Annotated in this window: 24 protein-coding genes; 9 read left to right on the forward strand and 15 right to left on the reverse strand. The window is 63.1% G+C overall.

Features of this window, described 5'->3' with window-relative positions; genetic code table 11:
• Nucleotides 1–183: 183 nt before the first annotated feature.
• From qcrB to ctaE, 4 genes are all read right to left on the reverse strand, one after another.
• Nucleotides 184–1854 carry a cytochrome bc1 complex cytochrome b subunit gene (gene qcrB / locus AC1L6K_RS12225; protein WP_480949141.1) on the reverse strand — a complete coding sequence of 557 codons (1671 nt, stop codon included), beginning with the start codon at nucleotides 1852–1854 and terminating at the stop codon, nucleotides 184–186.
• Nucleotides 1855–1856: 2 nt separating this feature from the next.
• Nucleotides 1857–2885 carry a cytochrome bc1 complex Rieske iron-sulfur subunit gene (qcrA, locus tag AC1L6K_RS12230; protein WP_480949142.1) on the reverse strand — a complete coding sequence of 343 codons (1029 nt, stop codon included), beginning with the start codon at nucleotides 2883–2885 and terminating at the stop codon, nucleotides 1857–1859.
• 97 nt (nucleotides 2886–2982) lie between these two features.
• Entirely contained in the window at nucleotides 2983–3771 is a 789-nt protein-coding gene (gene qcrC, locus AC1L6K_RS12235) for a cytochrome bc1 complex diheme cytochrome c subunit (RefSeq protein ID WP_480949143.1), read from the reverse strand.
• Between the two features lie 90 nt (nucleotides 3772–3861).
• Nucleotides 3862–4500 (reverse strand): aa3-type cytochrome oxidase subunit III, encoded by a 639-nt coding sequence (gene ctaE / locus AC1L6K_RS12240; RefSeq protein ID WP_480949144.1) that lies wholly within the window; start codon nucleotides 4498–4500, stop codon nucleotides 3862–3864.
• 186 nt (nucleotides 4501–4686) lie between these two features.
• Here ctaE and trpD point away from each other — a divergent pair, with 186 nt between their 5' ends.
• On the forward strand, nucleotides 4687–5751 hold the full coding sequence (trpD, locus tag AC1L6K_RS12245) for an anthranilate phosphoribosyltransferase (RefSeq protein ID WP_480949145.1): 1065 nt from the start codon (nucleotides 4687–4689) through the stop codon (nucleotides 5749–5751).
• 12 nt (nucleotides 5752–5763) lie between these two features.
• On the opposite strand, the gene AC1L6K_RS12250 is transcribed toward trpD, so the two are convergent.
• On the reverse strand, nucleotides 5764–5973 hold the full coding sequence (locus tag AC1L6K_RS12250; RefSeq protein WP_480949146.1) for a hypothetical protein: 210 nt from the start codon (nucleotides 5971–5973) through the stop codon (nucleotides 5764–5766).
• A gap of 77 nt (nucleotides 5974–6050) precedes the next feature.
• Between AC1L6K_RS12250 and AC1L6K_RS12255 the strand changes: the two genes are divergently transcribed.
• Entirely contained in the window at nucleotides 6051–6323 is a 273-nt protein-coding gene (locus AC1L6K_RS12255) for a hypothetical protein (protein ID WP_480949147.1), read from the forward strand.
• A 94-nt stretch (nucleotides 6324–6417) separates the two neighbouring features.
• On the opposite strand, the gene AC1L6K_RS12260 is transcribed toward AC1L6K_RS12255, so the two are convergent.
• Complete coding sequence (locus AC1L6K_RS12260) at nucleotides 6418–6699, reverse strand: Lrp/AsnC family transcriptional regulator (protein ID WP_480949148.1); 282 nt, start codon at nucleotides 6697–6699, stop codon at nucleotides 6418–6420.
• Nucleotides 6700–6833: 134 nt separating this feature from the next.
• Nucleotides 6834–7226 carry a DUF3054 domain-containing protein gene (locus AC1L6K_RS12265; RefSeq protein ID WP_480949149.1) on the reverse strand — a complete coding sequence of 131 codons (393 nt, stop codon included), beginning with the start codon at nucleotides 7224–7226 and terminating at the stop codon, nucleotides 6834–6836.
• Nucleotides 7227–7399: 173 nt separating this feature from the next.
• On the opposite strand from AC1L6K_RS12265, the gene AC1L6K_RS12270 reads away from it, so the two are divergent.
• The gene (locus tag AC1L6K_RS12270) at nucleotides 7400–7897 is read left to right on the forward strand and encodes a VOC family protein (RefSeq protein ID WP_480949150.1); all 498 of its coding nucleotides are present in this window, start codon (nucleotides 7400–7402) and stop codon (nucleotides 7895–7897) included.
• An 867-nt stretch (nucleotides 7898–8764) separates the two neighbouring features.
• On the opposite strand, the gene AC1L6K_RS12275 is transcribed toward AC1L6K_RS12270, so the two are convergent.
• The 6 genes from AC1L6K_RS12275 to AC1L6K_RS12300 all read right to left on the reverse strand — a co-directional run bounded on the left by AC1L6K_RS12275 (nucleotide 8765) and on the right by AC1L6K_RS12300 (nucleotide 14915).
• Entirely contained in the window at nucleotides 8765–9346 is a 582-nt protein-coding gene (locus tag AC1L6K_RS12275) for a GNAT family N-acetyltransferase (protein ID WP_480949151.1), read from the reverse strand.
• Between the two features lie 269 nt (nucleotides 9347–9615).
• On the reverse strand, nucleotides 9616–9948 hold the full coding sequence (locus AC1L6K_RS12280; RefSeq protein WP_480949152.1) for a transcriptional regulator: 333 nt from the start codon (nucleotides 9946–9948) through the stop codon (nucleotides 9616–9618).
• Nucleotides 9908–10375 carry a hypothetical protein gene (locus tag AC1L6K_RS12285; RefSeq protein ID WP_480949153.1) on the reverse strand — a complete coding sequence of 156 codons (468 nt, stop codon included), beginning with the start codon at nucleotides 10373–10375 and terminating at the stop codon, nucleotides 9908–9910. The genes AC1L6K_RS12280 and AC1L6K_RS12285 overlap by 41 nt, the downstream gene beginning before the upstream one ends.
• 372 nt (nucleotides 10376–10747) lie before the next feature.
• The gene (locus AC1L6K_RS12290) at nucleotides 10748–11923 is read right to left on the reverse strand and encodes a calcium:cation antiporter (protein ID WP_480949154.1); all 1176 of its coding nucleotides are present in this window, start codon (nucleotides 11921–11923) and stop codon (nucleotides 10748–10750) included.
• A 473-nt stretch (nucleotides 11924–12396) separates the two neighbouring features.
• Entirely contained in the window at nucleotides 12397–14001 is a 1605-nt protein-coding gene (locus AC1L6K_RS12295) for a DUF1990 family protein (RefSeq protein ID WP_480949155.1), read from the reverse strand.
• Entirely contained in the window at nucleotides 13998–14915 is a 918-nt protein-coding gene (locus AC1L6K_RS12300; protein WP_480949156.1) for a GlxA family transcriptional regulator, read from the reverse strand. Before AC1L6K_RS12300 ends, AC1L6K_RS12295 begins: the two co-directional genes overlap by 4 nt.
• Nucleotides 14916–14954: 39 nt before the next feature.
• Here AC1L6K_RS12300 and AC1L6K_RS12305 point away from each other — a divergent pair, with 39 nt between their 5' ends.
• The gene (locus tag AC1L6K_RS12305) at nucleotides 14955–15698 is read left to right on the forward strand and encodes a hypothetical protein (RefSeq protein ID WP_480949157.1); all 744 of its coding nucleotides are present in this window, start codon (nucleotides 14955–14957) and stop codon (nucleotides 15696–15698) included.
• A 38-nt stretch (nucleotides 15699–15736) separates the two neighbouring features.
• On the opposite strand, the gene AC1L6K_RS12310 is transcribed toward AC1L6K_RS12305, so the two are convergent.
• Complete coding sequence (locus tag AC1L6K_RS12310; protein ID WP_480949158.1) at nucleotides 15737–16222, reverse strand: hypothetical protein; 486 nt, start codon at nucleotides 16220–16222, stop codon at nucleotides 15737–15739.
• A gap of 32 nt (nucleotides 16223–16254) precedes the next feature.
• Complete coding sequence (locus tag AC1L6K_RS12315; RefSeq protein WP_480949159.1) at nucleotides 16255–17169, reverse strand: class I SAM-dependent methyltransferase; 915 nt, start codon at nucleotides 17167–17169, stop codon at nucleotides 16255–16257.
• Between the two features lie 47 nt (nucleotides 17170–17216).
• Here AC1L6K_RS12315 and AC1L6K_RS12320 point away from each other — a divergent pair, with 47 nt between their 5' ends.
• From AC1L6K_RS12320 to AC1L6K_RS12340, 5 genes are all read left to right on the forward strand, one after another.
• Nucleotides 17217–17795, forward strand: a complete 579-nt coding sequence (locus AC1L6K_RS12320; RefSeq protein WP_480949160.1) for a helix-turn-helix domain-containing protein — start codon at nucleotides 17217–17219, stop codon at nucleotides 17793–17795.
• A 120-nt stretch (nucleotides 17796–17915) separates the two neighbouring features.
• On the forward strand, nucleotides 17916–18848 hold the full coding sequence (locus tag AC1L6K_RS12325) for a hypothetical protein (protein ID WP_480949161.1): 933 nt from the start codon (nucleotides 17916–17918) through the stop codon (nucleotides 18846–18848).
• 2 nt (nucleotides 18849–18850) lie between these two features.
• Entirely contained in the window at nucleotides 18851–19243 is a 393-nt protein-coding gene (locus AC1L6K_RS12330; protein ID WP_480949162.1) for a GntR family transcriptional regulator, read from the forward strand.
• 222 nt (nucleotides 19244–19465) lie between these two features.
• Nucleotides 19466–20662: a metallophosphoesterase family protein gene (locus AC1L6K_RS12335; RefSeq protein ID WP_480949163.1), complete on the forward strand. Its 1197-nt coding sequence runs from the start codon at nucleotides 19466–19468 to the stop codon at nucleotides 20660–20662.
• Nucleotides 20663–20777: 115 nt separating this feature from the next.
• The gene (locus tag AC1L6K_RS12340) at nucleotides 20778–21332 is read left to right on the forward strand and encodes a cysteine hydrolase family protein (RefSeq protein WP_480949164.1); all 555 of its coding nucleotides are present in this window, start codon (nucleotides 20778–20780) and stop codon (nucleotides 21330–21332) included.
• Nucleotides 21333–21354: the final 22 nt, after the last annotated feature.

Genomic DNA, 21354 nt, shown 5'->3' on the forward strand with positions numbered 1-21354 from the left:
CCCTCATCCAATGACCACGACAGCCCCCGCACCGCAAGCGGCCCCGGGAATTCGGCCCGGTTGTGGACGCTCCGTGGAATCGCCCTGGCAGCTGAAACCCCGGCGGGTCCGTTCGAGGCAACAAAAAGGCCGTGGTGCGGTTCCCTTTCGGGATCCACACCACGGCCTTTCTTTGGTTAATCGTTAGTGCGTGATTGCCTTGTCGTCGTCACTGGCTGCAACAGCCTCGTGATGATGACCGGCCTCCAGTTCCGAAGGCGCGGCCGGGGCCACGCGGTCCTCGAAGAAGAAGCTGCTGAGCCTGCTGCGCATCTTCTCCGTCTTGGTGACGATCCCATTTTCGTTCGGGATGCCCTCTTCGGCAACCGGTGACTCGTATCCAACCAACTTGTAGCGCTTGTAGTCGTCGAGCTGTGCGTGAATCTCCTGGAACTCACCGTGCGGCAGGCGCACAATGCGTCCCGTCTCGCGGCCGTGCAGGGCGATCTCGCGGTCCTTGCGCTGCAAGGCCAGGGCCACACGCTTGGTAACGATGAAGCCGAGGATCGGGCCGATGAAGAACAATGCACGCAACCAGTACGTCACGTCATTGAGGGAGACCTCAAAGTGCGTGGCGATCAAGTCGGAGCTTGCAGCAGCCCACATGACGCAGTAGAAGATGAAGCCTGCAACACCGATGGCTGTGCGTGTCGGGGCGTTCCTCGGGCGGTCAAGCACGTGGTGCTCGCGGTTGTCGCGGGTTACCCAGCGCTCAATCCACGGGTAGGCGAACATGACCATGAACAACACGCCTGCAGGGATCAAGGCCGGGCCAAGCACGTTGAAGGACAGGGTGTTGGTGCCCCACGGGAACGGGATGTGCCATTCCATCGGGATATTGAACAGCCAGCCCGGCATCAAGCGCAAGGCACCGTCAACAAATCCGATGTACCAGTCAGGCTGGGTGCCTGCCGAAACGGGGGAGGGGTCGTACGGGCCGTAGTTCCAGACCGGGTTGATCTGGAAGAACGCGGAGATGAAGGCGATGATGCCGAAGACGATGAAGAAGAAGCCGCCGGCTTTTGCCGCGTATACCGGGCCGAGCGGGTAGCCGACGACGTTGCGGTCGTTGCGTCCCGGGCCGGGGTACTGAGTGTGCTTGTGGATGACAACCATGAACAGGTGGATGGCAACCATCAACAGGATCAAGGCGGGCACCAGCATGATGTGCATCATGTACAGGCGGCCAACAATGACCGTGCCGGGGAATTCCCCGCCGAACAGGAAGAAGGAAATGTACGTTCCGACCACGGGGACTGACTTGACCACGCCGTCGATGATGCGCAGGCCGTTGCCGGAGAGCAGGTCATCGGGGAGTGAGTAACCGGTGAAGCCGGCTGCCAGGGAGAGGATCAGCAGCACGCCGCCCACAACCCAGTTCAGCTCGCGGGGCTTGCGGAATGCGCCCGTAAAGAACACGCGCAGCATGTGCACGGCCACGGCAGCAGCAAAGAGCAGGGCCGACCAGTGGTGCACCTGGCGCATGAACAAGCCGCCGCGGACCTCAAAGGACAGTCGCAGGGTTGAGTCGTAGGCGACCGACATTTCCACGCCCTTGAGCGGGACGTAGGGGCCGTTGTAGTGGGTCTCTGCCATGGACGGATCAAAGAAGAACGTCAGGAAGGTCCCGGAAAGAAGCAGGATGACGAAGGAGTACAAGGCGACTTCGCCGAACATGAAGGACCAGTGGTCGGGGAAGACCTTCCGGCCGAATTCACGAAGGATTCCAGAGCCGCCGACACGCTCATCAACAAAGTTGGTGATGCGTCCGGTGGGTGTTTTGGCTTCGAACGGTGTTTGCGTTGCAGCAGACATGATTAGCCACGCTCCCAAAAGCTCGGTCCAACAGGTTCATGGAAGTCGCTCTGGGCGACAAGGTAACCGTCGGCGTCAACTGCGATGGGCAGCTGCGGCAACGGGCGGACTGCAGGGCCAAAGATGACCTTGCATTCCTGCGTCAAGTCAAAGGTTGACTGGTGGCAGGGACACAGCAGGTGGTGCGTCTGCTGCTCGTACAGGGCAACAGGGCAACCCACGTGGGTGCAAATCTTGGAGTAGGCAACGATGCCGTTATAGCCCCAGTCCTCGCGGCCTTCGGACGGGTTGAGGTCCTCCGGGTTGAGGCGCATCAAGAGCACGACAGCCTTCGCCTTCGCGGCGATTTTGCCCTCATGGAGATCGTTCAGTGATTCCGGAATCACGTGGAACGCGCTGCCGATGGTGACGTCGGAGGCCTTGATGGGTGTGCCATCGGGATCGCGGGAAAGGCGTTCGCCTTTTTTCCAGAGCGTGTGGCGCAAGACATCGCCCGGGAGCGGGCCAAGGTCACGGAAGATGGCGATTGCCGGCAAAGGCGCCAGGGCCACGGCACCGATGAGGGTGTTGCGGATCAGCGGGCGGCGTTTGATGCCTGTCTCGTCAACGATGTCGTCGATGATCTGGACAGCTGCCAAGCGGTCTTCTTCGCTGCGCAGCTCGTGGCGTTCTTCAGCCACTTCGTGGTCAGGCATGAGGGCGCGGGCCCAGTGCACAATGCCGGTTCCAATGCCCAGCATGGCAAATGCCACGCCCAAACCCAGGAACGTGTTCTGGAGGCGCAAGGCGGCGAAGGTGTCGTCAAGGCGCACGCCAAAGTAACCAAACATGAAAAGCAGCGTGCCCACGATGGAAATGACAAACAGCCACGCCACCTGGCGCTCGGCCCGCTTTGCCGCCTTGGGATTCGTATCAGCCAGTCGCAATCGGTGTGGAGGCAGTCCCGGATCTTGGAACGCGTCCACCTCTTGCTGACCAGCCTTAGCTACGGCGTCCGAGCTTGTCGGCGAGCCGTCACTATGGTTGCCCATAATCCCCTCATCCTTCTCTTTTCCCGGTGCTTTCCCGGGGTCGTAATGTAAGTTTCTCGCGGCTGCCAATGCAGCCAGAATCTGTGGCTTCTTGTGACTACGAGGTACGTGAAGTCAGCCAGATGGTGAAGCCGATGATGACTCCCAGAACGGCTGTCCAGAGGAACAAGCCCTCGGATACCGGTCCCAGTGAGCCAAGCTTGGCGCCGCCAGGTGAGCCCTGGTTCTCGATCGTGTTCAAGAAGGTGATGATGTCGCGCTTGCCGTCGGGGCTGATGTTGGCGTCATTGAAGACCGGCATGTTCTGCGGGCCGGTGACCATGGCGCTGTAGATGTGGCTGTTTGACACACCGGCCAGGGGCGGTGCGAACTTGCCACGGGTCAATGCGCCACCTGCTGCGGCAGCGTTGTGGCACATGGCGCAGTTCACGCGGAAGAGCTCGCCACCAGCAGCTGCGTCGCCGCCGCCGTCGAGGTACTGCTCTTCCGGCAGTGCCGGCCCGTCACCCAAGGTGGCAACGTAGGCAGACATTTCCCGAGTCTGTTCGGTGGTGAACTGCTTCGGCTTCTGCTTGGCCTGGGGGCCCTGCATCTGCATGGGCATGCGGCCCGTGCCGACCTGGAAGTCTACAGCTGCAGCGCCAACGCCGGCCAGGGACGGTCCTGCGTCCGTGCCGCTGGCGCCGAGGCCGTGACAGGTGGCGCAGTTGGCCACGAAGAGCTTTTCGCCCTCTTCGACCTGATGCGCTGAGTAGGTGGTGGTATCGGCCTTGGCCTCATTCACGGTTGTGACAACGGCGTACAGCCCACCTGTCAACATGAGCCCCAACACCAGCAACGCTAGTGCGGCCAGCGGATGACGTCGCTTCTGCGAAAGTGCCTTCACTTGGTGGTTCCTTTGATCTATATCCAGCAGCCCCTGGTGAGGGCCGCAAATGCTAATTCTTACTTGGGTTGAAGCAGGCCGAGGGCCGGCCTACTTCAGGACGTAGATGACCAAGAAGAGGCCAATCCACACGACATCCACGAAGTGCCAGTAGTAAGAAGTCACGATTGCGCTGGTGGCTTCGAAGTGTCCAAACTTCTTGGCCGCGTAGGCACGCCCGATGATGAGGAGGAATGCAATGAGTCCGCCGATGACGTGCAGGCCGTGGAAGCCCGTTGTCATGTAGAAGGCGGAGCCATAGGGGTTTGAATTCAGGGTCACGTACTCGGACGTCAGCATGGCGTATTCGGTCGTCTGACCGGCTACGAAGACTGAGCCGAGAACGAAGGTCAACAGGAACCACTCCGTCATTCCCCACTTGGAGAACTGGAAGAGGCGTCCGGTGCGGCGAGGCCGAAGGTTCTCAGCGGTAAACACGCCCATCTGGCAGCTGAAGGAGCTGGAGACCAGAATCAAGGTGTTCACCAAGGCGAACGGGAAGTTCAGCTTGGCCGTTTCTTCCGCCCACATCCCACCAGTGGTGGAACGCAGCGTGAAGTACATGGCAAAAAGGCCGGCAAAGAACATCAGCTCACTGGACAACCAAACAACGGTTCCTACAGAAACCATGTTCGGTCGATTCAGTGTCGGATGCGCCGGGGTACTGGGGGCATGGGTCACAGTTGTCACATAGACATTATGTCTATAAAACCCCAGAGTTCCCAATGCAAAACTCCGAGTCCCGGATCTTTTTCTACAAACTTGCGAAATTCCGGGGTATTCACAGGTTAATCCCAGATCCCTATGCACAACACAGTCCCTGTGTCAATGGTCACAATCGCATGAGGGCGCCATGTTTCGTCTAACATCTTGAGAGTGAAACCTCTTGAAAACGCGTCCGCCGCCTCACGCACGTGGCCAAACCTGATCGCCGCCTTGATTGCCGGGGAAGACCTCAGCCAGGATGCCACCCAGTGGGCCATGAACACGATCATGACTGGAAACGCCACCGACGTGCAGATCGCCGGGTTCCTTGTTGCGCTGCGCGCCAAGGGTGAGACCGTTGCCGAGGTGACCGGGCTGGTGGAGGCCATGCTCGCCAACGCCCGTCCCCTGCATGTCGACGGTGACGCCCTTGACATCGTGGGCACCGGAGGGGACCGGCTCAACACTGTCAACATCTCCACCATGGCGGCCCTCGTGTGCGCAGGGGCAGGCGCCACGGTCGTCAAGCACGGCAACAGGGCTTCCTCGTCCGCGGCCGGTTCCGCCGACGTGCTGGAGAGTCTTGGCGTGCGCCTGGACCTGTCCCTGGAAAAAGTGGCCCAGGCCGCCACCGACGTGGGGATCACGTTTTGCTTCGCCAATTTCTTTCATCCCTCGATGCGCTACGCGGCCATCGCACGCAAGGAAATCGGTGTACCCACGGCCTTCAACTTCCTTGGCCCGCTGATAAACCCGGCCCGGGTGGTGGCCTCGGCCATCGGTGTTGCCGACGCCCGCATGGCCCCGCTGATGGCTGGCGTTCTGGCTGCCAGGAACATTCGCGCCCTGGTGTTCAGGGGCAGCGACGGCCTCGATGAACTGACGACGACGGGCACCTCCACCATCTGGGAGGTCAGGGACAATAAGATCACCGAGAGCCACTTCGACCCGCTGGATCTGGGCATTCCCCGAGCCACCATAGAGGACCTGCGCGGGAAGAACGCTGACTATAATGCCGACGTGGTCCGACGCATCCTGGACGGGGAACGCTCGCCGATCCGTGACGCCGTGATCCTCAATGCCGCCGCCGGGCTCGTGGCCTATGACAGGTCCAGTTCCGGAACCCTGCTTGAGCGCATGAAGTTTGCCCTCGCCCGGGCCGAGGCCGCGATCGACGGCGGCGCCGCCGCCAATGTGTTGAAGTCCTGGGTTGCGTTGAGCACCGAAGCGCAATAGCGCAAGTTTCCGTTATTCGCTGATTTGGGGGCGTGTCGCCGCGCGATCACGGCGGGCCGCGATCCAGGGCGGAATGAGCGGCTCGCCTGCAACGAGGGCTTCAGGGGCGCCCTTGAGTCGTTCCGCCTGCGGGTGGCCGATCGGGCCGGCCATCGTCGTGGCCTTGGCCACGGGTCTGTTCGTCGGGCTCGACTGCGGGGCACTGTTCATCCGTTTTGGCATGCCGACCATTGTGATTGCCTTGGCCGGGCGGCCCGCGTTTGTCGGCGTGGAATGGACAATTTGCGCAGGGCTGGTTCATGACACCGTGGCACGCCATTCTGCTGGCCGTTGTTGCCGCGGTGGGCATGGCCGCATCCGATTGGTTGCGCGCCAGACGACGCCGTTTGGCCGGACTGTCGACAGGATTGGTGACGCTGATGGTCATCAGTGATCCAGTCGACTTCCAACCGGATGACCTGCTGAACGTGGATTCGTCAATCCGCTACATGATCACCGGGGCAGTGCTGCTGCTCGTCGTCATCATCGATTCGCTGTCACGCCGATCGCGGGCAGCCCACGGTCGGGCCTAGCAGCTTTGAGTTCAGCCGGATCGGGCTTGGCAAGGCCCAGCAGGGTCAGCCCTGGGCGGCCCATGGCACGGGCGTCCCTGGGTGCGGCCGGGAGTTAGCTGTCGAAGCCGAGCGAGTAAGCGGCATCCAGGTCGCGCTGGGAGTAGGCGCGGAAGGAGATTTGTGTGGTGGTGGAGACCACGGATTTGACCTTGGAGAGCTTGTCGGCGATGACATCGGCCAGGTCTTCATGCTTCTGCACACGGGCGATGGCGATCAAGTCCCATTCTCCCGTCACGGAATAGACGTCGCTGATTCCCGCGAGTTCGGAGATTTCCTGGGCGGATTCGGGGATCCGTGTGGCATCAGTTTTGATCAGGACAAACGCGGTGATCACAGGTGGGTTCCTTGTCGTGTGGCGTGGCTAATGGGAAATATTGCTCATGTCGATCGTAACCCAATGAACGTCTGGGCCACCGTCGGGGGATGTCGCAGGCAGTCACTGACTGCAGCTGACATTGATGTCAGCTGTCAGGGCCGCCGGGTGCGACGCGCCACCAGGGCTGCGATGAACCTGTGGCCGAGCAGGAAGACCGCAAGAACGATCGTGGCGACGATGACAAAGGGAAGCTCCGCAGTGTTTCCGGAAGCTATGCGCAGTGCCATGCCGCCGGCCACGGTGATCAGCCACAGACAGACGCCCTGGGGCCAGAGGCGCAGGGGCTGCTGCCACGTGCGGCATACGAGCCAGCCGATGGCCAGGGCGGCCAGAAACGGCCATGCTGTCTGGAACACGCCCCCTGCCGTGAGGCTTTCCTGGTGCGAGCTGCGTCCCGAGAGGGCAAAGAGCACAACCAGCACAATGTCTGCGGCGGCTGCATAAAGGAGGGTCTTGGGCCCGGATGTGGTTTTCGTTTCGTTCACACTTGGGAGTTTAGCCGCATCCAGTGCCGTCCCATTTCCTGGCCGCCCATCCTGGGGACCATTTTCCTGGCGGTCAGTGTTCCGGGGTGCAAGCGCGGCCAAAGCTACGGGCGGGTAGGCATTGTCGCGGGCCGGCGGCCGATCTAGGCTCTTTCACAGGCCAACTGATTGGCGTGGAACGCAGGGGAGTGGTGGACATGGCTGGCATTGGGACGTGCCTGTGGTTTGATGGGCGGGCCGAAGAGGCCGCAAATTTCTATGTGGGGTTGTTCCCCAACTCACGCATCGGCGAGGTGATGCGCTGGGGCGGGGAAGGACCGGGTGTGCCGGGCACTGTCCTGACAATCTCCTTCGAACTGGACGGCCGCAGTTTCCGGGGCCTCAACGGGGGTCCCGAGTTCACGTTCAGTGAGGCAATATCCTTTGAGCTGTCCTTCGACACGCAGGCGGAACTGGACGAAAAGTGGAATGCCCTGACGGCCGACGGCGGCGAGGAGAGCCAGTGCGGCTGGCTCAAGGACAAGTTCGGGGTGTCCTGGCAGCTGGTTCCGGCCATGATGACGGGGGTGCTCAACGGCCCCGACCCTGACGGATCAGCCCGGGCCATGCAGGCCATGATGGGCATGAAAAAACTGGTGATCTCCGAGCTCCAGGCCGCCTACGACGGCTGAGCCGGTCTGCCCGTCCAATCAGCAGCGTGCCCATCGTTGCACCGGCGGGACGTGCCGGCACTAAATGTATTTCAGGAACCGCTGCGGGACAGTCAGGAACTGGCGCCAGCTCTTCCCAGTTGTTGGACCGCAACCCCCACGACCCCACCTCGTTGATGTCGGCGCCCGGCAGGGAGGCCATCAGCGGGGCGAGGGTGGCCGGCCACGCGTCCGCCTCTTTCGGCAGGATCGTCAGCCCCGGTAGAAGGGCTGCTGCTCTCCTGGATTCGCCGGCACGACGTCAAGACGGCGGTCCTTCTGGAGCGCCGCAATGGCGTTGTGGCTTCCGCCAATGCCTGCCCGGCGTGGTCCACGTCCAAGGCAATGCACCAAGCGTGGTCGGCGGGCCACATGCAGGATCTCGAGCTGTCTGTCACCAGCGAAATGCTCTGACCCGCGTTGATGCACAGTCCCAGTAGCACGATTCAGAGCAGAACGCGACGCAACTTTAACCACTTTGGGATAGTCTCAAAATACCGGGAAAACACTCCCCAATTTCATTCAACTGTTGCGTCGACCAATAGAATCCGTCGCCCCCTCACCGAACAAGTCACCGGACGGGTCTTCCAGGACGAGCGACTTACCTGTGAATCTCGAAACTTCTAAATCCACAGGTCAGGACAGGGTACGTACCGTTTGACGACCGCCTAAATTCGCCGTTCCTTGGATGGACACCTCGCTCATGTTCAGGTCCGGGGCGGATGGAAGCATTGGCACGTGATGATCGTTCAAGATATCTACCAGGCAGGGGATTGGTATCGATGGAATTCATCGTCGACAAAGCCGCTGCCGTTGCCTTGGTGCCTGGACCGACAGGTGATCAGCTGGCTACGCACAGTTGCTTCCGCCGCGGCTTGATTCCTCGCTTGCTTGTTTGCGGGGGTAGTCTGACAGGTCGATCCAGTACCTGCGCTTGACACCTATTTCCGTGCTGCGTACGTCGTCAAGGACGCCACCGTTTTTCTCTATTGTTCGTGCTGATGGCAGGTTCTGTTCATCACAGGTAAGCAGTACCCGTGCCAGGCCAATGCTGCGGGCGTGCGGGAGGATGGCTTTGAGGGCCCAGCTCGCGAGGCCACGTCCGCGGGCTGTTGGCCGGATGTTGTAGCCGATGTGGCCGACAGCCTCGAACATGACAGGCGTTAGAACATGCCGGAGCTCGATCGCTCCGAGGTATGTGTCGTGCTCAACTATCCAAAACCTGCTCGTGTTTACTTGCACCCCGCTGAACAGCATTGAGGGATCATCTTTCATGGTCAGGCGTTGTATCCAGGCTTCGAAGTCCTCAGCTGTTTCGAACCGGTCACCAGGGCGGATGCCCGAGCCGTCCTGGTGACCGTCGGGCCATTCTCCCTTGGCGTCCACCCATGACTTATGAAAGGTGGCGGCGGGGTCGGCAAGTCTAATCATGAAACGCAGCGTATCAAGCGTCCCGTGAAGATCCATTCACACCATTGACGTACGCAAGGGGCTGTATCCGCCCGAGGACGCGGCCGGCTTCACGGCTCACCAGCGCAGCGATTTACAGGAGTTCAGTGCGGAGAGTGGGTTCAGCTGGAGAGAACTTCACGGACAGAGTGTCCCGGTGAAGGTTACCCAAACGACGAGAATGAGAACCCGGAGTAGAAACCACACACCCAGAATCGGGGGTCAATCAAGGCATAAATGAGAGCCGCGCCCTAGTCGCCCGCCATTGCCCGCAGCGCCGCGAGGTGCCCATCGAAGGCCCGGCGACCCTGCGCGGTGAGTTTGACTGTGGTCGTCTGGCGCGCGTCCGTCCGCTGCGGGGAGGCCTGCTTGCTTGTGACGAGATAGCCAATTTCGACGAGGTTTCTCACGGTCTTTGACAGGTTTGCCTCACTGAGCTCCAGCGTGGCGGCAATGGCCGCGAAGTCCGCGTCGGCGAGGGGGCGCAGCATCGCACACAGACGCAGCCGCGTTGGCGCGTGGATCGCCTCGTCAAAACGGGGGTCAGCCCGCACGGCGCACTTCGGCAGCATACGCGCGGTCATATGCCACGACGATGAGAGCGGTGGCGACACCCGCGGCCACAGCGATGGCAACAACCCACCCGGTCAGACCGAACAGCGCTAGCATCATGCTGATCACCAGCGAGAAGAAGATGATCAAGAAGAGCGCAACCAGCAACCAGAACCCGCGAGGACCAGCCGGTCGGGTAATGCCGAGGCCACTGCGCCTACGAAAGAACACCTCAACGCCGACGAAGATCCCCACGCTGAAGACAAAGGGCAACCACGCCCACAGCAGCCCGGCCGCGGGGGCCACGATGATAAGCGCAGCACCCAAGCCCTGCGCAGGGGCAGCCCACCACGTTTCGGCCGTTATGCGTTCGCCGATCCGGCCGCGGTCAGTACTGATCGCCTCGAGCGCCTCACGCACGGATGCCGGGTCGCGCCGATCCTCCAAATGATTTTCCATGCGGTTAAGTCAATCACTTAACTAGCGGTTAAGCAACTTCTCGTTCACGGACCGAATGCCGGCATCCGCTGCACGATTTCCCGAACCAGCTCGCCTACTCCGCGATCTACCGTGACGACGAAACCAGCTTCATGGTCCTCGGCTTCTCCCAAGGCAGCGAGTAGGGAATCGAACAGCGCCAGCGGCATGAGGTGATTCGTCCGGGCGTGAGTGAGTCCGGGGCAGGGAAACTGCCACGATTCCGGCCGGCGGTCTGGCTGGCCACAGGTTTAGGGGAGGCAACCGTGGGAGGCGGTCTCCATGCCGGCACCCCGGTTGTAGCCCGGTAACGCCATTGCCGGATTTCCCCGTTCGGGCCTGGGTGGGTGTGCCTTAAGAAAATATGACGATGGCGTAGACGGCGAACACCACGAGATGGGCCGCTCCATGCATCGCTGTCACTTTCTTGGCCGCAAATGTCGTCACCGACAGCAGCATGGAGACACCCAGGAGCAGGAGGTGCGCCGGGGATTCACCGAGCACCACGGTCTGGCCGGTGAGCGAGCCCATGATGAGAACGGCTGGAATTGTCAGGCCCACCGTCGACACCAGGGCGCCGTGGCAAAGGTTGCTGACACGCTGAATCTCGCCCTTCAACGCTGCCCGCATCGACGTGATCGATTCCGGCAGGAAGACGATCATGGCGATGAGGATGCCGGACAGCGCCATGGGTGCACCGATGCGATCCAGACCGTCGTCCAGGAGAGTGGCCATGTCGTGGGAGAGCATCACGATGGGCAGGACCGTGACGACCAGCAGTGCGATGCGCAGCAGCAGCTCGGTGCGGTGCTCGGCGATGACCTCGGCGATGCGAACGCCGGAGCCGCCGGGGTGCCCGTGTCCCGAGCTGGCCTGGTCGCGGGGGGCCGGGGTGGCCGTGAGGCGCGGGTCCACTTCCCGGAAGCTGTCGGCTTGCTTGCCCATCTGTTGGAAGAGGAAGAAACCGTAGAGGGCCAGGGTGAGCACGACGATGGGGATTTCCTGCCCCGGGGTGTAGGACCCGGCCTCGCCAATGAGGGCCGGCAGCGCGAAGGCCAGGGAAATCAGCACGACAAGCAGGGCCAGATAAGAGGAGGTGCCGGTGCGGTTGTGGGACAGAGTTCCGTATTTGAGGCCGCCGATGAGCAGGCTGAGTCCGACCACGGCGTTGAGGATGATCATCGACACGGCCATCACCGAGTCACGGGCGATCGTCGCGTGGTTGCCAGGGCCGAGCATGACGGCGGAAATGAGCACTACCTCTATCAGCACGATCGAGAGCGTGAGGACCAGCGATCCGTAGGGGTCCCCGAGCCGTTTGGCAAGATGTTCAGCCTCGTGGACCACACCGAACGCGCAGACAAGAATAACGCCAACGATGACTGCGAGCGCAGCAAGCAACAGTGGTGCAGGAACGGGCGGCTCAAGCAGCGGACCGGCAAACAGCAATCCGATGACGGCGCCCCAGCCGATGGCGAGGCGCACGATGGCGGTGGGGGTGAAAATTGATCGGACAGTTGAGGAAACCATGGGTGGCCCCTTTTCGTCGGGGCCGTCCCCGTGACAAGTGAACGAACGGGCCGTCCCATCCGCAGCGCTGCTGTGACGTGCGACTGTCGTCCCGCAGGATTCGTCTTTTGCACAAAAATGTTGTGCGCGGCACGTCAGCAACTTCCGCTCCCCAGACTAGGGCACGCGCAATGTGAAGGCTAACCACGGGCACGGCGGGCAGCAGCAATTTCCGGCAACTTTACGGGTTCATGCCACAGCCGCACCGAAACAGCACGAAATAGTGGGATCGCTCAACATCGGACGGCGATTGCGCAAAGGGACGGTTGACTGCCGCCGCTTTTTTCGCAAACGGCGTCCCTTTTGCGATGGTGGTGCCCAAATCGGCTGGTTGTCCCCGTTCCTGCGGCCCGAACAGTCCACGCGAAAGATTCGAATATACATTCGAACAAGTCGGCTGTGTCGGCGTCGTGATGGCGTGAACCCGGGGCTGCTTAGCGCAGCGCTCGCAGGTAGCGCCTGCGCACGATCCGCTGGACAACCATGAGCAGCGGGAACAGGGCCCGCCACGGCTGCTGCGGTGCCGCCTTGGTGAGTGAGCGGATGGTCAGGTGCACCTCGTCGCCGAGGCGGTGGACGATGAACGCCTCCTCACCGCTGACGGGGTGCCCCGGCAGGGTCCGGTAGGAGAAGCCAACCCGGTCGGGGGTGTCCACCACCCTGACCACCTCCACCGGCTCAACAACCTTCATCCCAAAGAAGGAGGCGGTGATGTTCACGCGTTCGCCCTCCGCCACCGGCCGGGGCGCATCCACGGCAAAGCCGCTGCGGGTCTTCACCTTCCAGCGCAGCACGTCGGCGCAAACACGCTGCCACAGTTCGTCGCCCGTGCCCACGGCAGCCGTCTCGGACGACACCCGGTAGCCGCTGTGGGTGAGGGACCAATCGCTGCGGGCCGGCGTGGTCAGGCTCCGCTGCCTGGACCCCTGCACCATCCAGGCCGGCCCCTCCTGGTCTTGCAGCCAGGTCTGGCGCGAGGCGGGATCACTTCTGGGGTCGCGAAGCCAGTAGCTCGCATCCGGGTCCCAGCCTGCCAGCACGCTGGCGTGGTCGTCGTCCACGGGGATGGCAACACCTGCGGTTGCCAGGTAGCCGCCCAGGGTGAGGTGCACGCCGTCGTACTTCTCCTGAAGGCGGGACCAGTCAGGCATGACCCACGACCCGATTCTCCCCGTGGTGCGGTACCAGTCGTGGCGTTTGGAAGCATTGACTTCCAGCGAGTGCTCGCGGCACAACTGCGCCCACGCCTCGGGGGAATCGATCTCCAGGATCCGCGCACCGGCCGGCGCGTGCAGTTGCTCTAGGACGGCTTCCGCTTCGCCGAAGCCGTCCTCCACCAGCCAGAGGCCCACCGGACCATGACCAGCCATGAGGCGCGTGCTGCTGTCCAGGCCCGACGGCGGCCGCGACCACCACGTGCCGCTGAAGTTGGCTGTCGGGTCACTCGGGCGGTCCGTGGCTGAGCGCAGTTCCTCGGCAATCACGTCCAGTCGCCACTGCTCAAGCGTCTCAGCGGCGGCCTTGGGCTCAGGAGGGGGACGGGGCGGATCGTCAACAAAGTTGACTGTCCACTGCACGCCGGGGTCCGCGGGTAACGACCACCAGCGGGTGTGCGGAGAGTCTGCCAGCAGCTGTGCGAAACGGTGCAGGGCGCGGAGCATGTCGGGTGTCGCGGCCAGGACGTCGTCGCCGTCCGGCTCCTGCCAGTAGCGGGCCGAGTTCACGGTGGCGGTGAGGGCTGTCAGGATCTCGGTCTCCGTGAATGCTGGCAGCGGCACGGCGTCGAGCAGGTCCGCCACGTCCCCGGGAGACGGGGTGGGCAGGTCGGCATCCGATCCGGAGCCGACCATGACAACGGACTGCCCGCGGCCGGGGTCGAGATTGTAGGAGGCGTAGAACTTGGCGGAGTGGAAGTCGTTCCCGTTCGGGTCCGTTGATGCCGCCATGGCGGCCATGTCAGCAACTTCCAGGCACAACCGCCTGCCGCGGGGCCCTGCAAGCAAAGCGACGGGGTTCAGCGCGCCGGGTGTCGGTGTCATGGGGTCAGCCTACCGGGGGAGGTTCGGGTGCTGCGGACCTCGGGTGAGGAGAAGGCGTGCCTGTATTGGCTGGGGGTCAGGGACGTTGATTTCTTGAAGACCTGGTGAAAATTGGTGCCGCTGCCCAAGCCAACGGAGGCCGAGATGCGCTCGATGGGCGTCGTCGTCGTCTCCAACAGTTCCTTGGCCCGCTCCACACGCTGCATCCCCAGCCAATTCATCGGCGTGACACCAGCATGTGCGTCAAAGCGGCGGGCCAGCGTGCGCTCGCTCAGGGCTGTGGCTGCGGCAATGTCCGCGGCCGTGATGGGATGGTGCAGGTGCTTGCTGGCCCACTCCATGGCAAGCGCGACGTCGGCCGGCCGGCTTGCGCTGCCGTGTGGCGCCCGGTGTTCGATGAACTGCGATTGGGTGCCCTCGCGCCGGGGCGCGGCGACAGTGGATTTTGCGGTGCGGTTTACCGCGGCGGCGCCCCAGTCCGTCCGGACAAGATGCAGGCAGAGGTCAATGCCGGCCGCAACGCCTGCCGACGTCAACACCTGGCCGTTGTCCACAAACAGCACATTCTCATCCACCGCAACGCGGGGATGCAGCCGGGCCAGGTCTCCTGTGGACTCCCAATGGGTTGTTGCTGTGAGCCCGTCCAGGATTCCCGCTTGGGCCAGGGCAAAGGCACCGGTGCAGATGGAGACCATGCGCGCCCCGCGTTGATGTGCCGCTGCCAATGCCGAAATGACCTCAGTCGGCAGCGGGTCACGGCTGGTCGTGTAGCCCGGGATGATGACCGTGTGGACCTCGCCCAGCAGCTCGAGGCCCCTGTCCGGGGTAACAGTGAACCCGCCGGCGGCCGGAACGGGAAGCCCTCCTGCTGAGCAGGTTGCCACGTCGTAGAGGCCCGTGGTGTTCCGCCCCAAAACCCGCCCGCCAAACGTGAGCGAGCACTGGCGCTGGTCATGTACGGCGGAGTCATCGCTGCCGCACTGGGGATCGTTGCCTGCATCTTGGCCTCGACGATGCCGGCTGCCACGGCCGCAGGGGGCGGGCTGAAGGAACCCGCGATCCGGGAGCGCACCGGTCACCCGCAGTTCCTGCAGGCGGTTCTGGTGTTGGCCGGCTCGGGGCTCGTGATGACACTGATCATGGCTGCCGGCCCGCTGGCCAACGACCATGCCGGCCATTCCGCCGAAATGGGCGCCTCCATGGTCCAGTGGCACCTCGTGGGTATGTTCGCGCCCTCAGCCGTCAGTGCACAGTTCCTCAGGCGGTATGGCATGGCACGAACCAACATGCTGGGCGGGCTGGTCATGGCAGGTGGGTGTGCCATGGGTGTCTTCAGTGACTCAGGCTGGGCGCTGGTCCTGACACTGGCCCTGGTGGGGGTGGGCTGGAACGTTCTGTTCGTCGCGGGATCTGCGCTGTTGCTGCGGTTCTACCCGCAGGGACGAGGCGCGAGGCTGCAAGGATTTACGGAAGGCACCGCCGCTGCACTGTCAGCTGGTGGATCATTCGCCGCGGCAGGGGTTCTCAGCGGAGTGGGGTGGGGCGGCGCCAGCCTGATCGCCTTCATCACGACCGTGGCTGTCCTGGGCGCGACGGGAATGCTGGCCGTTCGTGCGAGAGGCACCCAAGGGGCAGCTGCCGAAGCAACAACCACGGCGGCTGCGCCGGAAACGGTCGAAAGCCAGATTGCGTCGTGATAGCCGCACGGACTGTGGGCCCACCCGGCAGGCCAGTGTCAGTCCAGCTGCACCCGGCAGCTCTTGCCCGTCAGCCCGCCGTGGAGGGTGAACTCGATGGAGAGGTGTTTGACAGCTGCGGGCGGTTCCGGCAGGAACGTCCAGGAACCGTCCCACTCCGTGCCCGTTCCCGCCCACTGTCCTGCAACACAGCTGTAGGCGGTGTCGTGATTGTCGGTGATGTTGGCCTTCACGGCGCTGAGTACCACGTCTCCCGGCATGGGCGGGGCCGAGCCCGCTTTGCCCTTGCCGTGCAGCCTTTGCTCGGCGACCCATGCCTCGAAATCTCGCAGGTATGCGATGTCCCTGCGCTGAGTCTCAAGATTCCGGGTCGCCTCAAGCCTGATCCTGACGCCGAGCTCGCCGACGGTGGCACCGAGATGCTCGGGAACGTCCGGGACCAGCGAAACACCGGCCAGCCGAATATCGATGCCTTCGATCGAAGCGACTATCAGGTCCCCGGGTGCCCACACAATGGTTGTCATGAAAGCAGCATAACGGCGGCCCCGTATCAAGACTAGGCTTGCGGCTTGCGCGCAGCCCACCCTGTGCGGTGTCCGCGCACCACGAGGTCGCCGCGGTGTTCGAGCGACTCCGGACCATCGCCCAGCAGCAGCTCCAGCGAGGAGAGGTCGGCAGGTGCGGCGGTGCCTGCGAGCGCCGACCCCATCCGCCCGAGGAAGGCGCGTCCATAGCGGGCGGCGAGTTCCGGCGTCGTCCTTCCCTGGGTGGGGAAGTGGCGGCGTTCGACGGCGAATCCGGCACGTTCCAGCCCTGCCGTCCACTCGGGATACTGGTTCCAGCCGTTGCCGGCCAGCGTTGCGTGCAGGCGGGCTTCCAGTCCGGGCTCGACGGCGGACCCCTCGGGCAGCGTGTCCGGCAGGAAGCTGGGCAGGCTGTCCATCTCGACCACGATGAGCAGGCCGCCGGGATTCAGTGCCGCGAACATCTGGGCCATGGTGCGTTCGGGATCGGTGAGTTCGTGGAGCGAGGAGGAAGCCCACATGAGATCTGCCGTTGCGCTCGCAGGCCAGGGCTCGTCGAGGTCCGCCTGCAATCCAGCCACGCGGCCGTCAAGTCCCAGCCCGGCGGCGGCCTCCAGGGTCGCGGCCAGCATGGTGGCGGATTTGTCGAGGGCCGTGATGTGGGCGTTGGGGAAGCGGCGGGCCAGGGCGAGGGTGCCAACGCCGGACCCGGCACCGACGTCAATGATGAAGCCCGGTTCCTGGACGGCAAGTTCCCCAGCCCACGCCGTGGCCTCATCGAGGTAGGAACCGAGGATGCGGGCGTCAAGGTCAAGTGTCTGTGCCAGTTCCGCGCCGCTCGGGTGTGCGTGGCTCTCGCCGTGGCTGTGTTGGGCGCGACCGTGCCCGACGGTGCCGTTTGAATGTCCGCCGTGAGAGTGTCCGTGGTGTTGTGCGTGTTCAGTCATGCTTCCACGGTAGCGGCTCCGTGCGTCCAGGGCATAGACTATTGCTCATGACGCAAGAAGCCGATGTTGATGCCGTAATCCGCCAGCGCATCCGCAGCCTCCGCCTGGCCCGCGACTGGTCCCTGGACAACCTCGCCGGCCGCTGCTCACTCAGCCCTTCAACACTCAGCCGCATTGAAACCGGCCACCGGCGCATAGCCCTGGACCAGTTGATCCCCATCGCCCGGGCGTTCGGCACCACGCTGGATGCGCTGGTGGAATCCGCCAGCGACGAGGACGTCGTCATCCGCCCCCAGCCCGGGCACTCCCAGGGCCTGACCACCTGGGTCCTGTCCACGGACGACGGGCTGCACGGCAAAACAGTCGCCAAAATGCGCATCACCCCCGAGCGCCCGCAACAGCCGGGCGTCCATCCCGGCCGCGACTGGTTCACGGTCCTGGCCGGCATCGTGAGCCTGGAGCTGGGGGAGCGGACCATCCTCGTCCACCCCGGCGAAGTCGCAGAATTTTCCACCATGGTCCCGCACGCCATCTGTGCCCACGACGGGCCCGTGGAGATCCTGAGCATTTTCAACCACGACGGCGGACTTGCCCACCTGCACGGCGGGGCACACCCGGACGCGTAGATCCGATGGGCCGGTCGCAACAGGGTCCGCGCAGGGTCACGACAGCATTGTTTCGGGGAACGTCCGGTTGCCGAATGATTGTAATGATACATTGAGACAATCATCAATCAAAGGATCCCCATGACAATGCCAACAACCTTTACTTGGATCGTCACTGGGGTGCTTGGGGTCGTTCTGGCCACAGGCTTGATAGTGGGTCAGACGAAGCGCTTCCAACAGAATCAAGTGCTGACCTTTTGGCAGCGGGTCGGACTGCCCATGGGCACAGAGCAGATCAACCAGGCCGTCCGGCGCAGGCTCCGCCGCAGCGCCACTGCCGCATCAATTGGCGCGCTGACAGGATTCCTCGTCTCAGTGGTCGTTCTGCTCTTCATGCCGAACCCGGCTTACTCCTTTGGCCACACCTGGTTGGTGGCACTGCCCGCAATCGTAATTGGCATGACAGTCTTCGACGTTGCCCTTTCGCTTCGGGACTCCTTGTTTGCGCAGCGTCCGGATGGCCCTCGAATGGCCCGGGTGGCAACTGTTTCTGCCGGCGACTACATGAGCCCGTGGAGACGGAGGGCGGCGCCAGTCCTTCTGTTGCTCGGAATAATTCTGGCGGCGGCGGGCTCGGTCCTCGGCGTAACAGGTGTGATGGATTTTCGGAACTTCCTGGGCAGCAACGCACTGGCGTTTTTAGTGGTCGCCGTGGTGGTTCTTGCCGGCTGCCGGGCTGTGGTTCCCCGGATCCTGCTTCATTCCCAACCCGTCTCCGACACGCTCGAGCTGGCTTGGGACGATGCCATGCGGGCTGACACCTTTCGAAAGCTGGGTCTGCTCGCGACGATCATGGCGTGGTTGTCCGCATCCGCTGTCGGACTGGCCCTTGCGGACGGTTTGTTCGCCACCCAGCCGTCTGGGTGGGAGCCGGGCATGTGGCAGGTGTTTGTCTCTTGGGGATATTTCACGATCCCGATGCTGTTTAGTTACGGGAAGTCATACAGCTATTTCCGCCATCGTTTGTGGCCGGCGTTCACGCTGGACGGTGCCGGCCCAGCTCGAAGGCCCTGACCATGTTGCTTGTCGATCCCCGTTCGCCGGTGCCGCCGTTCGAACAAATACGCGTCCAGGTTCTGGAGCTTATCCAGAACGGCACCCTTCTGCCAGGCACAAGGCTGCCCACCGTTCGCAAGCTCGCAGCAGATTTGGCGCTGGCACCGAATACAGTGGCGCGTGCCTATCGGGAACTCGAGCTCAACGGCGCCGTCGAATCCCGGGGCCGCCATGGCACATTCGTCTCAAGCCACGACGACCCGGTGCAGAGGCAGGCGCACAAGGCGGCGGCGGAATACGCCGGCCAAATCCGTGCACTGGGCCTCAGCAACGCGGACGCGCTGGCATTCCTCCACGACGCCCTGCAACCTCTCTCGCCGACCGGCATGGAGGGCCGTGACGGTCAGGAATGACGCCGGCCCGGATTGGCGACAGCCCGGAAACACGGCGCCGGCCCTGAACGACGTCGTCCTTGATTAGTGTGCGACACCAGGCCGCAAACGTGTCCGGCATGGCGCATTCACCCACTGTTTGGGTCCCGGCCATCCCGCGTTGCCGCACTGGTCCGTTCGGCGCCCTACACTCCTTGGGGAATGCGGCCCGAACGTTGGCCGTGACGGCAACGAGAGGCAGTCATGACGGAAAACTTCAGCCAGGCAAAACTGAGCAGGCGGGCAGCCCTGGCAACGGCAGGAACGCTGGGCGCCTTGGGGCTCACACTCGCCAGCGGGGCGGCCGGCAACGCGGCACCCGGTGCGAAGGCACCCAAGCCCACCTTGGCATTCCGTCCCGACGGAGCGTTCAAGATCGTCCAGTTCAACGACACCCAGGACGATGAGCAAACCGACCGCCGCACGGTTGAACTCATGGAAAAGACCCTCGACTCGGAAAAGCCTGACTTTGTGGTCATCAACGGGGACGTCATCAACGGCGGCTGCGACACCGAACTGGAAGTCCAGCAGGCCCTGAACCACGTAGTGCTGCCCATGGAAAACCGCCAGATCCCGTGGGCCGTGACCTTTGGCAACCACGACGAAGACTCCGCGGCACGCAGCGGCATGACCGAGGCAAAAATGTTGGCGTTCCTGCAAAGTTACGAGTTCAACATCAATTCCGACAGCATCGAGGGGCTGACCGGCACCTCCAATTCGCAACTGCTGATCAAGTCCTCAAAATCCAAGGACCCGGCGTTCGGCATCTGGCTCATCGACACCGGCCGTTACGCGCCGGAGGACATCGCCGGCCAGAACTTTGAAGGATACCCGGACTGGGACTGGGTGCGCATGGACCAGGTCAACTGGTACCGCCAGCAGTCCCAGGCCACGGAAAGCAAATACGGCAGGAAAGTCCCCTCACTCATGTGGGGCCACATCGCCCTCCACGAACACCGCAACATGTGGTTCGCCAGCCTCGACTCCCGGACCGATGCGGACCACGCCCGCGCAGTCGCCAAGCACAACATCGTCGGCGAGCGCAACGAGGACGAATGCCCCGGACCCATCAACTCAGGATTGTTCAGCGCATTCCTGGAGCGCGGGGACGTGATGGGCTATTTCGTGGGCCACGACCACGTCAACTCCTATGTGGGCAATTATTACGGGGTTCAACTCGGCTACGCTCCCGGCTCCGGTTTCGGCGCCTACGGACTGGACGGGGCGGAGCGGAACCGCCTCCGCGGCGCCCGGGTCTTTGAACTGGACGAGAACCACCCTGACATCTACAAGGACACGCGGGTGGTCTTCGCGAAAGACTTTGGCATTGACCTCACGGCAGACCGGCAATCCATCACACCGCCGCTGCCGATTCCCGAGGCAAAGCCCGGCAAAAAGTAGCCCACAAGCGCGGCCGCCCGTCCATGATCCATCCTTATGGACGGGTATTCCGCGTTGGGGCTTGACGGCGTAGTCTCGTTTACGGCAACGATTCACCCGTGAAATGAGGATCACCATGACGACGCTTTCTGACCGCACCAAGACTGCCCTGGTGGTCATCGACGTCCAGAACGACGTCATGGCCGAGGCCTACCAGCGGGCACCGGTGGTGGCGAACATCCAGACACTTTTGGAGGCGGCCCGCAGCACCGGAACCCAGATTGTCTGGGTCCAGCACAACGACGAAGGCCTGCCCCAGGGATCCGAGGCATGGAAGTACATTCCCGAACTGGTCCGCCTCGAGAACGAACCGCTGGTGCACAAGTCATTCGGGGACTCCTTCGAAGGGACCGAGTTGGAGGAAATCCTGGCCGACGGCAAGGTGGGCACCTTGGTTGTCGCCGGAGCCCAAACCGACGCCTGCATCCGCTCCACCATCCATGGCGCCTTCACCCGCGGCTACGACGTCACCCTCGTCAGCGATGCCCACACCACCTCCGACAACAGCCAATGGGGCGCACCGGGGCCGGAGCAGGTCATCGCCCACACCAACCTGTACTGGAAGTACTCGGACGCCCCGGGGCGCACCGCTGCCGTCCTCGCCACGGAGGATGTGGACTTCAGCGTTTAGGCACGACGCCGGGCACTCGCCC

Source organism: Specibacter sp. BI4, from assembly GCF_056680095.1.